The 12063-nt window shown below is 33.0% G+C and carries 8 protein-coding genes and 1 pseudogene; 2 read left to right on the top strand and 7 right to left on the bottom strand.

All coding sequences use genetic code 11. The features are described 5' to 3' along the window. Window positions 1–230: 230 nt before the first annotated feature. Window positions 231–2549: an SIR2 family protein gene (locus tag H8S52_RS01340; protein ID WP_117742222.1), complete on the top strand. Its 2319-nt coding sequence runs from the start codon at window positions 231–233 to the stop codon at window positions 2547–2549. A 325-nt stretch (window positions 2550–2874) separates the two neighbouring features. Next, window positions 2875–2985, top strand: a pseudogene (locus tag H8S52_RS20130) (IS66 family insertion sequence element accessory protein TnpB); the annotation flags it as partial. A gap of 34 nt (window positions 2986–3019) precedes the next feature. On the opposite strand, the gene H8S52_RS01335 reads toward H8S52_RS20130, so the two are convergent. The 7 genes from H8S52_RS01335 to H8S52_RS01305 form a co-directional block, all read right to left on the bottom strand. Next, a complete protein-coding gene (locus tag H8S52_RS01335; RefSeq protein WP_186909220.1) occupies window positions 3020–3175 on the bottom strand; it encodes a hypothetical protein in 156 nt (51 codons plus the stop codon). Window positions 3176–3327: 152 nt separating this feature from the next. Further along, window positions 3328–4932: a toprim domain-containing protein gene (locus tag H8S52_RS01330; protein ID WP_117742225.1), complete on the bottom strand. Its 1605-nt coding sequence runs from the start codon at window positions 4930–4932 to the stop codon at window positions 3328–3330. 65 nt (window positions 4933–4997) lie between these two features. Continuing rightward, on the bottom strand, window positions 4998–6032 hold the full coding sequence (locus H8S52_RS01325; RefSeq protein ID WP_186909219.1) for a hypothetical protein: 1035 nt from the start codon (window positions 6030–6032) through the stop codon (window positions 4998–5000). A 5-nt stretch (window positions 6033–6037) separates the two neighbouring features. Continuing rightward, window positions 6038–7942 carry a hypothetical protein gene (locus H8S52_RS01320; RefSeq protein ID WP_186909218.1) on the bottom strand — a complete coding sequence of 635 codons (1905 nt, stop codon included), beginning with the start codon at window positions 7940–7942 and terminating at the stop codon, window positions 6038–6040. Between the two features lie 26 nt (window positions 7943–7968). Beyond that, on the bottom strand, window positions 7969–9114 hold the full coding sequence (locus H8S52_RS01315) for a hypothetical protein (protein ID WP_186909217.1): 1146 nt from the start codon (window positions 9112–9114) through the stop codon (window positions 7969–7971). Between the two features lie 22 nt (window positions 9115–9136). Next, complete coding sequence (locus H8S52_RS01310; RefSeq protein ID WP_186909216.1) at window positions 9137–10981, bottom strand: zincin-like metallopeptidase domain-containing protein; 1845 nt, start codon at window positions 10979–10981, stop codon at window positions 9137–9139. A 566-nt stretch (window positions 10982–11547) separates the two neighbouring features. Then, the gene (locus H8S52_RS01305; RefSeq protein WP_186909215.1) at window positions 11548–11886 is read right to left on the bottom strand and encodes a hypothetical protein; all 339 of its coding nucleotides are present in this window, start codon (window positions 11884–11886) and stop codon (window positions 11548–11550) included. Window positions 11887–12063: the final 177 nt, after the last annotated feature.

Here is a 12063-nt window from a genome sequence, read left to right as displayed (position 1 = left end):
TTTCCAAATTGGTGAATGATATAGAGCATTATCTGCTTTCACAATATTTGTACATCGTACTTTATAGAAAAAGCAACAATATGTTAATAATATTGGGAATTATAGCGAATTTATTATTAACAGAATTAATGAATTAAGTGTTCATCAATAGTTCGATTTTAAGTCTAATATTTTTATATTTGTATTTTGTAAAAAAATGATATAATAAAATTATTCTAAAATGTTTGTTTATGAAAATAGCGAATGAAAATTCTTTATCTATGGCTTTGAAGACAGGGATTAATATATTTGCTGGTGCAGGCTTCTCTATTTTGGCCAAAGATAAACAGGACAGAACTTTACCTTTAGCATCTAATTTGTTGGCAGAACTTAATAATGAGTTCGGTAAAAATATGTGTGATTTGCCTAGATTATGCACTATACTTGAAAAAAAAGAACAACTTAAATTTAGAGCATATTTAACAGAACGCTTTACAGTTACTTATGTTCCAAGTATATATGAGAATCTCAATTTAGTTAAAATAAAATCTATATATACAACTAATATTGATAATTTGATACCTCAAATTATAGCAAAGAATTCCCTTTATTTCATAAATGATCAAAGAGATAATGGAGAAAGTCCTGATGTAAATGCTATAAATTATTTGCCTTTACATGGAAATGTTGATAGTGTTTCGGATACATATATTTTTGATACGGCGTCATTAGCTAATATATATAGTAATGTTCCTAGAATATGGAATTATGTATCACATTCTGTTGAAAAGTATCCAACGTTGTTTATAGGATATAGTTTGAATGATTCTTCTACTCTTCAAGCTCTTACTTCTCGAAATACTTTTGAAGATGTGCAAAAAGAAAAATGGATAATACTACATAATCCAACAGATGACGAGATTGAATATTTTGAGACAATGAATTTTAATGTTATAATTGCGGATATAAAAGAATTTTTAGAATATTTACCTCACCTATGTACTTCAATAGAAAATGTAGAAAATTCTGCTCAGAATACCTTAAGAGAGTTATTTAAAGCTAATCTTGTTCCAACAAGTCATAAAAAACAAATGGTAAGACCTATTGTTGAGTTTTTTAAAGGTATGCCACCAATTTGGGGAGATATAATGAGCAATAATATCTTTAAAACATCTTATTTTAAAATAATCCAAGATGCTATATATAATCCACATAAACATACTTTAGTTATTGGTGCGCCAGTAAGTGGTAAAACAACATTGATAATGCAAGTAGCTTATCAAATATCAGGATATGATACAAAACTTATATTTAATGATTTAACAAAGACTAAATCTGAGTATATATTGAAAATATTAGGAGAACAAAAAGCTTTAATATTTATAGAAAATTTTACAGATGAAGTTGATGCATTTATTGCTCTATCTAAGGCTGCTAATATAAATTTGGTTGGAATAGATAGAAGTCATAGTTTTGAAACTGTTAGTAATTATTTTTCAGAAGATCATTATCAGATAATAAATGTTACAGAATTATCTGATAATGATGTTCAAGAGGTTTATAACATGTTACCTATTGAAGTAAAGCGTGATTCATTACAAAAGGGAAAAAGCGATAAATATCAAAGAGACTCGATTTTCGAATTTGTAATTCGTAACATCAAAGGAGAGAATATTAAGGAACGATATAAAAGTATTTTAGCACAAATGGAGGAAGATGACAGGGATTTGGCTGTTTTCTTAATTTTGTGCGCTTATATGCATTACTGTAGGGTTCCATTGTCAATGGAAGTAGCTTATAGTTTTTTTAGTAATACATATGATTATAAGTATGTATATGAAATAAAAGAGAAATTAAGTGATTTATTAAATGAATTTGAAGAGGAAGAAGCGGAATTTAATATTGATTATTATTATCCACGTTCATTCTATATTGCAGATATTATTTTGCGATACTCAAAAACAGAATTACTTGCAGAGGTAATGCATGGAGTAGTAGAGAATGTTCCTCAAATTCAAATATGTAGTTACAATAAATTTAAAAAATTCGCATTTGATAAAGAACTTGTATTACAAGCTTTTCCAAGATGGAAAGATGGGGTCTCTTTTTATGAGAAAGCTTTTTTATATGATTATAAAAACCCTTATGTATTACAACAAGGGGCACTGTATTTGGCCGCAAAAAAACAGTATCAGAAAGCTTTTGATTGGATTGACCGAGCAAAGATGATGACCAATAATAAATACTTTTCTATTAGGAATTCTCATGCAATAATTCTTTTTGAAGCCAATATTGATGTTCCATTTTCCAATGAAACAGAGAGGATGTTAGATGATAGTATGAATATTTTACATAAATGTTATGAAAATGACCAACGAAAAACTTTTCATGCAATAACGTTTGCAGAGCAAGCTATAAGATATTTTAATAAAGTAAATTCAGAGAAGACAATAAGTTATCTGGTAAAAGCAGCTAAATGGTTAAAAGAAGAAAATCAAGAAAAAAAGTGGAATTATGATATTCGGCGGAAATTACTTAATATAAATGAAATACTTGATAATATAAAATAAGAATAAATGGAACAATGAGAAATCATATTATATCAGCCGGATGAAGCCGTCAAGCTGGAAGTAAGGATGTAAGATGAAAGGGTCTGGCTGGTTCAGGCTCAAATAGCAGAATTTTTTGGAACTGAAGTTCTGTAAGCATCCGATAAAGTACATATTGTAGTACTGAAAATTCTTCTATTACTTTGCAGGCAAAAAGTAGTTATGAAACGAACAATGAGTAAAGAAGAGTTTTTTAGGGACATTTACTGAATATCCCTACCTAAAGATACAAAAAAGCCAACTAATTCGCAATAATTTGTGTATGAATTAGTTGGCTAATTTTGTTATATTTAATGAATGTCCCTTTTTAGCGCTATATAAGCGCCAACAGTCCAGTGGACTAACAATAAAGGATTTCTGTGATAATGAATCGTATCCGGTTTCATGCTTTCATTATCGGATGTTTACAAATAAACGTGTAATTGCTGAGATCAAGTTTCGTGTTTCCATTTGAGCTTGAGTAACATCCGCCCATGTATAGTATTTTCGCTTGGGGGCAGGTTCTCCATGACGAGGTAAGCCGTGTATAGGTGGGGATAAATGCCTTGTTCGTCCTCTTGGTATTCTACGATGTTTTCTTTGTCCATGTGTATGGTAAATCCTGAGAGTTCAGGCTCAGGAATTATGGGCTCTTTGGTACATGCTGTCGCTCCAAAGAACAGCGAGGCCCATGCCAAGAGTTTATACCAGTGTGACGTATAGTCACACATATTCAAGAGTTTGTTACATTCCTTTCTAATCATATTTCTACTCCTAAATTAATATCCTTTTTTTTTAGTGGGGTATATTCTTTTAATCCCCAACCTGTTGGGGAAAGAATGCGTTCAAAGCTTCTTTCTATATTTCCTTTAGTATAGGTAAGTACTTGTTTCTCTAATAAATTTTTAAAATCATTGGCATTTAAATCTCTGAAGATATTGATACATTCTTTCTTAAGATATTCATTGATTGCAGATGCAGACACTGTTTTTTGTGTTGTTTTGTCAAATATATGAAGATTATTGGGGATAGGAACCATTGTATCAATACCCATGAATACGTTACAATCGACGATAAGTTTGTAAGCATTGGTTTCTGCAAGTGGAGCTGATAGGCAATATGTAGAACGTTGAATTAGGCTTTGGATGAGTTCTTTTCCGTTTATTTGAAACATATCTGCAAGAAGATGATAACCTCTTAGATTAAGTTGTGACACTGTATCTTCTATTGCTGGAATGAATTTCATCCCCGGACCTAAATTAAGGTCAAAATGCTTGTAATAACGTAACAGGTCATTCCAATCCTTACACTTTGGAGTCTTTATTATATTAATGGTATTTTCCATTTTCATGGAACTGAGATAATGACTAGAAGAAAACTCCTCTTCTTTCCAAGACTGTGTTTGCCCATTTGGAAAGCTAATAAAAATAGTTTTAAAGTTATCTCCAGGAACAGTCCTTGAAAATGCTTTACAGTCATCTCCTTTCAGATAATATGCAGTAGCAATATCAAAACCGTTACCAGCACCATCATTGTCAAAACAGCAATTCCATTTCACATTAGGGAAAAGAGATTTAATGCTCATAATTTGACTTTGAGTAACGTTACCGCCAATACTGATAAATGCACAAGTTGTATTCTTATTGAAATGATTGATTTCATAGAAGCTCATAGCATCGATAGCGGATTCAAATAGATATATTTCCGTTACTTTATCAAATGGTACAAAGTTTGCGATCCAACAACTGTTTGATTTATCGCCGCCAATGCAAAATCCTTTGAAATTAATATTTTGGGCAGGATCATAATTACGCATTTCAAAATTTGTAATTTCCATTTGTCCTGGTTTACGGAATGGGAAACCGGCATTGTCTTTACTACCCACAGAATAAATAAGTAGCCTACTGCTGAAATCTTCTATTGTTTTTCTGGATAAATAGCGCTTTTTATTTAAATAAGTGGCTGTTGTTTCTGTTAATGGACGGGGAGAATATTTGTTAATGTCAAAGACGGTATTTTTAGATTGTGTAATATTGTTTTTTGTTGGTGTAGCAACTTTTAGGTCACTTCCTAAATATTTACTTAATACTTCATTTACTCCTTTATAGCCTGTTTGAGTGCAATTAGTAAATTTATCCAATCTGTATAAAACGAATTTAGTAAGATCACCTTTGTCTTTTATATCTCCTTTACAGGAAAAGTAGGCTTTTCCGTTTGGGTATATAATGATTTTATCTTCAGGCATCTGTCTTGACCCTAAGGTATATTCAAGATATTTTGCATTTGGACCAGATATTTTGGTGTAACCAAGATATTCAGCCATTTCCGCTATAGTTATTTTTGCTCTATAATCGTTGAAGTCCATTGAGTTGTCTTTTAAAAGTTAAAGGTACATATTATTTTTAAGTTTGAAAGAGAGATTCTTAATTTTTAGAATTCAACGGATGAATCTACTGTATTAAATGTTTGTTTTCCGACTTGGAGCGTCCAACCGGCTGGTGATTTACTTAATCCCATCATCTGAGTAATGCCGGGTTTGCTGGTTATTTCCGTCTGTTGTCCTGACAATAATTTTTTTAGTGCTTCCGGAGACTGCTTTTCCAAATCGATATTTCCAACATTCAAGGGTTCTACCCTACCAGTAGATTTATCTAAAATACGGTAATTGTGTGTTTCAGTTATTGGTTTGTTGTCTTTTTGCGAGATTGTGAGATCAACAGTCATTCTTTTTGCACCACAAGATTGCATTTCAATATCTTTGATTGTATACTTGGATTCTCCAGAGATAAAGGTCGTTTCTATGTTAATGGAATATCGTTCTATAGCATTTGCTATATTTTTATAGCCCGTATTGCGGTATGCTTCAATTATAGGAATTAGACTGGTTTTCTGCGCAAATAATGGGTGTTTTGCCATTATGTCAAAAAAACATGCTTTTAAGCTATTATAATCTCCTATTCGCTCTGGGTAGTTTCTATCATTGGAAAAAAGAAAATAGCTTATTTGTTCTGTTTCCTTATTATGGTTAATGGCAAAATTATAGTCTCCATTTTGGGCAGTTATTCCATTCCATTCTTTTTCATCGCATATAATATATTTGCCATGAGATACGGTATTCTCATTGATTTGTGAGAAGCCATTCCCTTTTAGATATCTTTCAAAATCTTTTATTGGAGCAGGAAAATCAGTAAACTTCTTTTCTTGGAAGATATAGAACGCTTCTTTTTCACTGGGGGTTAAATCAGGAAGTTTAATTTCTGATTGGTTTTCCTGCTGGTAGGCTTTGAAATTTTCTACTACATTTTCATGGAAATCTTTTAGGAATTCGGGGCTGCAACCGTTTTTGCTGTATATTTTTTCGGCAGCTTGGAGAATTTCCATAGCACAACTGTCCGATCCTTGAAATACAATGGCGGGGATATCGTTGTGCAAACATTTTGCTAATAGTGATTTTTGGTCTTTCATATTTTTTATATTTCTGCGGAAGAATCTGCCATATTAAAAATTTGTTTTCCGGCTTGGAGCGTCCAACCGGCTGGTGATTTACTTAATCCCATCATCTGAGTAATGCCGGACTTGCTGGTTATTTCTGTCTGTTGTCCGGACAACAACTTTTTTAGTGCTTCCGGAGGCTGCTTTCCCAAATCGATATTTTCAACATTCAAGGGCTCTACCTTACCAGTAGATTTATCTAAAATACGGTAATTATTGATTTGTTCTCTGTCGGAAGAATTGGATATGTCACCAATCAGACTTTTGCTGCCAGAAGATTGAAGTTCTGCTTGGTTTGTAGTTATGTTGGTTTTCATCTCAATATATTTGTTTGTGACAGCTGCCCATTTATCCATACCTTCTGCTGATACATTTTCTTTATCAAGAGCTCCCCAAGGATTTTTAGCATATTCACGCATTATTTTATTACGTTCTTCTGATAAATATTGATCTGGATTTATTACAGCTTTTGTATTATTTGAGGAATACCATTCTAAAGGATGTGGATTATTCATATCATATATATCGTAAGTAAGATCATCTACTGCCTTCTTGACCTCAGGATTGGTGGTCAATGTTTTATATCTGAATCCTGTGGGATTACAGTCAAGTTCATGTTCTATTGCTTTCAGATAACTTTCAGCATTATCGTATTCAATAACTTCACGTACCTCACCATTAAAGCCATAGTATGAGATGGTTCCTATGACTTCTTTATTAGTGGAATCTGTTTGGGGACATGAGAATAGATCTTCTGTTTTCCTTTCAATAAAAGAATAGTCATTTTTTATATCTTCTTTAAAGCTTGTTATTGCCTTACTGGTTTCTGTAGCTTTCCATCTATCCGCTTCATCTTGTTCTTTTTTTGTTTGTTGAGGATCATCGGAATAATCTGCTTTCAATAACATTTCACTATGTCTACATTGGATTGAATCAAGTTGGTATAATAACGAACGTACTTTGGGTATGAATCCGTTATCTACATTGCTATGAATCTTTATATTACATATATTCTCAATAATAGCTTTGTGGACTGCTGGAGAAGGGTCAGTTATTAATGAAAAAAGATTGGGCTTAGTTTGTACAGCAGTGATTTGTAATGATTCGGGTAGAATATTTATAAAGAAAGGGTCATTTGAAGATAGTTTTATTGCCTGAAATAGTACTTTTGGAGTAGGATTAGGTATATTTTGTATCGAATATATGCTTTTTTGTATAGCAGTTAGTTGTACCTGTTCCGAAGGTTCCTTAATTTTTCCAATTACGAAGAGATCAGCTTTTACAGCTTCTAGTTGAACTGCTTCGGAAGGGTTCGGCAGTATTGCTATGACTCCGGGATTTTCTTTTACCATATCCATTTCTACTTTTTCTATTAGTTTTTTATTCTGTGAGGTATGTATTACTTCTAATTGTGCCTCTATTGTTGGATGTTTGATATACTGAATTGCTTCAGGATTTTTCTTTATAGCAATCAGTTGTAACTCCTCAGAAGGATTAGGTATAGTTTTAATTACTGAAAAATCTCGTTCTATGGCTGCTAATATTATATCTTTAGAAGGTGCTTTTATATGTTGTATTACTGAAGGGCTAATTTTCACTGCTGTTAACTGTACATCCTTTGTTGGATTAGATATATATCTTATTGTGGACGGATTGATTGTAATGGCTAACAACTGTATTTTTTCTGAAGGATTTGATATGAATTGTATAACGGATGGATCTGTTTGTATAGCTGCAATTTGTAACTCTTTTGATGGATTAATCAAATCTTGTATTTTATACGGATTTTTCTGCATTAATTTTGTTGTATATTCATTTTCTGCATTAAAAAATAAACTCATATATGATATGGTTTCCTTTAACTTTTCTGTAATTTTATTCATTGCTTTAATCAATTAAATGTGGTTAATTATATTTCTACTGAAGAATCTACCATATTAAAAAATTGTTTTCCGGCTTGAAGCGTCCAACCGGCCGGTGATTTACTTAATCCCATTATCTGAGTACTGCCGGATTTGCTGGTTATTTCTGTCTGTTGTCCGGATAACAACTTTTTTAGTGTTTCCGGAGACTGCTTTTTCAAATCGATATTTCCAACATTCAAGGGTTCTACCCTACCAGTAGATTTATCTAAAATACGGTAATTATTGATTTGTTCTCTGTCGGAAGAATTGGATATGTCACCAATCAGACTTTTGCTGCCGGATGATTGAAGCTCTATTTGGTTTGTTGCTCTATTTGCTTTCATTTGCGTATATTTATTGGTTACTGTTTCCCATTTATCCATACTTTTGGTTGATATATTTTCTTTATCAAGAGCTCTCCTATGGTTTTTAATATTGGGTTCTATATCCTTTTCTGTTGTAATTCCAATTTCATATTTATAATTATCTATGATTTCTCTTTGCTTTTGTATTTTCCAATTTGTTATTTTATCTGATTCATTATTAACATAATGATTCCCTTTATTATAATCAATATTCATTTCTTTTAAGTAAGCATCGCCTTCAATATATTTTAGTTCAGATATTAATTTTTTTGTTGCTTTTATAATTTTACGATCTGTGGGGATTTCGATATTTCCACAGAATTCTTTTGCAATTTCTTTACATACAGCAATGGTTGGATTCTTAATTTCTGAGAAAACTGCTTTTGATTTTTTTATAGCCATTAATTGCACTTTTTCTGTTGGGTTTTTAACATTTGCTATAGAATAAACTCCTTTCCAACGCAAGGCGTGTAGTTGTGCTTTTTCTGTCGGATTTTTAATATATTGAATTTCAATGCCATGCTTTAATAAATATAGCTGGCTTTTTTCACTTAGCTTTTTTATATAGGGATAGTTGTATATGTCTTCTTTCAAAGCAATAAGTTGAACCTTTTCTGTTGGACTTTTAATATACTTTATTGTATGCGGAGAACTTTTGACAGCTGCAAGTTGTTGTGCCTCTGTGGGATTAGCTATGTCTTTGATATTTCCCGGATGTTTTTTAATATTATCTAATTCTCTGTATGAAGTAAAAATATCGTTGATAAGTTCTTTTATTGATTTCATATGTATGTTGCTTTTATCGTTATTATATTTCTACAGAATTTTCCATTGTATCAAAATATTGTTTCCCTATTTCTAATGTCCAACCGGTTGGTGATTTGCTCAACCCCATCATTTGGGTGATTCCAGATTTGTTGGTTATTTCTGTCTGTTGTCCGGACAACAACTTTTTTAGTGCTTCCGGAGGCTGCTTTTTCAAATCGATATTTTCAATATTCAAAGGTTCTACCCTACCAGTAGATTTATCTAGAATGCGATAATTGCTAATTTGTTCTCGGTCGGAAGAATTGGATATGTCACCAATTAGGCTTTTGCATCCGGATGATTGAAGTTCTATTTGATTTATATTGTCGTTTAGTTTATTTATTTCGACTATTTCTTCAGGAGGCAATATATGTTCGACATAATTTCCTTCTGCTCTAGAGCCTGTACAAAGAATATAGTTTCCTTTGTCATTCCATACTAAATGATCATAGATATTCCCTTTTTGGAAGAATCTGGCATGGAGTTGTTGCTTGGAATCGTAATAGTATTTGCAAATGATAGGCAAATCCTTTCTTGTAGGTTGCCAGGAAATACCTTCAGCTAAAGCAATACGTCTTGCTGCTCGCGTACTCTCTAGCTCAGGATGCCCATTGGCAGCCTTAATAATTCGTTCTACTCTCGTAGGCTGGCGTATCTCTCCCCTATCAAGTAAGCTTTGGTATTCTTTTTTTATTGCAGTACGTTCAGTTAGGTATTTCTTACTCCTCTCAATATTGAAATTCAATGATTTTTCTTGTTGGCAGGCAGTTGTTTGTATTCTTTTATGTAGAGTTTGCTCTGAACAGAAAGAATCTCTATATCCTTTTGAGGCAAGATATTCATCTTCTGTCATAACTGGAGTTGGAGAGATTATAGCTTCCTGACTGTTGTTTTGTTCTGCATTTAGCCCTATTCCCTCTTCTATCATTGTTACGGCTTTGTTAACATCCTGAAGAATATTCAGGATATATTTCGAATCATTGGTTATTTCTGATAGCCATCCTTTCAAATATTGTGCGTTTTCTTTTCTTGGTAAAACAGCTAATCCCAAGTCTCTACCGGTTACGGCACTTGATAATTCAGCTATGAGTTCTTCATGAGCGTATAGGAGAGTTCCATGATAACCGAATTTGCGAGCTAGCCTTTCGGGGTGGCCGGTGGAATGCGCCATTTCGTGCAATGCGGTATAATAAAACTCTTTGCCGTTGGGAAATTGTTTCATTGTAGGTAAGGTAATAGAATCGGTGATCGGAGAATAAAAAGCGTTGTCTTGCTCTTTTAACTTAATAGGACAAACCCATGTTTGCTTTTCTATGGTTTGATCTATTAATGGGTTTCGATAGCCGTCATTGATGGCTTCATTGAAACAGAACTGTTTTTTTATAATTTCCCATTTCTCAGGATATTTTTCAGCAAAGTTGGTTTGGTCGAGATTGAACACATTGAAGTATCTTAAAAATGGAATTACTTTATACTTTTTCTGTTCAATTTTATTCAGGCTGTTATAAAATTCTTTTGTAACTCGTTCGCCGGTTATTTGATTTTTTATGTTTAGCTCATAGTAGCTTATAGGGAAAGATGATTGCCCCTTTATGATAAGTACATTCTCTTTTTGTGCCTGGGCAAAAGTAAGAAATACTGGTGTTTGGTAATTGTATTTCTCACAGAGGAAATATAACATAGCCTTATTGAGATTGTTATATGTCCTGCCGGATAAGTTTTGAGGTAATCCTCTAAATTGTTGAGAGAACCAGGGTTTACGCCAATCTGATGTTTCAACCTCTTTCATCTTTTCAATCATTAGATTTGCATATTTTGCTAGTGCAGGGTTTACTTGATTGTTCATATTGGTTTCTATTGTGGGTTTGTGCAAATGTAAGTCTGTGGGGATGCAAATACATTGCATCTTAGGAATTTATTTAAGAATAATGTGTTTTAAATCTAACAGAACTTTAACAGCCAAATTTGAGCAAAAGATTAGGGATAATATAATCAGCGCTCGGTTTACCTTAGGGCCTGGTCTTCGTATTACAGTAGAAGTATCTGCTGACTATCCAATAGCATCCCCTATTACAATATCATACAGCGCACAAGGAACTTTCACATATTATGATGATCCACATGCACCCAGTCAGCCACCTACAGATTATTTTGACAGTAGAGTTTGGACTAAGACTTTGAATGTGGGAGCATCTGAATGGGAGTTCTCATTTGTTCCAGATGTGTACGGTACATTAGAACCGGGCATGCCAAGTGATGCCATTTTATTGACTATATCCTCTGCCTGGATAGATTTCGATAATTTCTCCGATTCTCAATATAATTATATATGTGAAGAATAAGATAAATGTTGGATATAAGAAAGGCTTCTTCTCAATGATGGGAAAAAGCCTTTCTTTTGTATCAAATATATTATTCGAATATATAAGTTATGCCATTGTATGTATAAGTAATGGTATTTTTGAATGGATCATACGTTTTTCCATTAATCACTATATATGTCCAAAAAGAGCCTAACTGATCCACTCCGGATGTTCCGGAATCTAATTTATTATGTTCTGAAGTCGTTGAACCGGCATTGAGTGTTACACTTTCAGACACTGTATAAGTATTATAGATTGGTGGGTCTTCTCTGTCATCATACTCTATCACATCCTGATTCACAGTGACTCTTACATCGAATGGCAGCGGCTTTTCTGCTGCAATATAGAAATCTTCAACAACAATAGAACCACCGTTACCGTAAGTCATGTGTAGCTTCACATGTATAGAACTTTGTTTGAATTTGGCTGTTAAAGTTCTGTTAGGTTATACCAGATCACTCCCCTACCCCATTCAAATGAAACACCCCTCCCATGTCCCAAGTACATCTTAGGACTAAAAAAGGGCAATATCTTCACAGACATGCCCCTTAAATGTTTTTAAACT

The sequence above is a fragment of the Bacteroides sp. NSJ-48 genome (genome assembly GCF_014287405.1).
Lineage (GTDB): Bacteria > Bacteroidota > Bacteroidia > Bacteroidales > Bacteroidaceae > Bacteroides > Bacteroides stercoris.
This window is presented reverse-complemented; position numbering and strand designations above follow the sequence as displayed.

Coding starts and splice junctions, on each gene's coding strand:
- H8S52_RS01315 (WP_186909217.1), bottom strand. CDS start 9,114: ATGAAATCAATAAAAGAACTTATCAACGATATTTTTACTTCATACAGA.
- H8S52_RS01330 (WP_117742225.1), bottom strand. CDS start 4,932: ATGGACTTCAACGATTATAGAGCAAAAATAACTATAGCGGAAATGGCT.
- H8S52_RS01310 (WP_186909216.1), bottom strand. CDS start 10,981: ATGAACAATCAAGTAAACCCTGCACTAGCAAAATATGCAAATCTAATG.
- H8S52_RS01335 (WP_186909220.1), bottom strand. CDS start 3,175: ATGGACAAAGAAAACATCGTAGAATACCAAGAGGACGAACAAGGCATT.
- H8S52_RS01340 (WP_117742222.1), top strand. CDS start 231: ATGAAAATAGCGAATGAAAATTCTTTATCTATGGCTTTGAAGACAGGG.
- H8S52_RS01325 (WP_186909219.1), bottom strand. CDS start 6,032: ATGAAAGACCAAAAATCACTATTAGCAAAATGTTTGCACAACGATATC.
- H8S52_RS01320 (WP_186909218.1), bottom strand. CDS start 7,942: ATGAATAAAATTACAGAAAAGTTAAAGGAAACCATATCATATATGAGT.
- H8S52_RS01305 (WP_186909215.1), bottom strand. CDS start 11,886: ATGACTTACGGTAACGGTGGTTCTATTGTTGTTGAAGATTTCTATATT.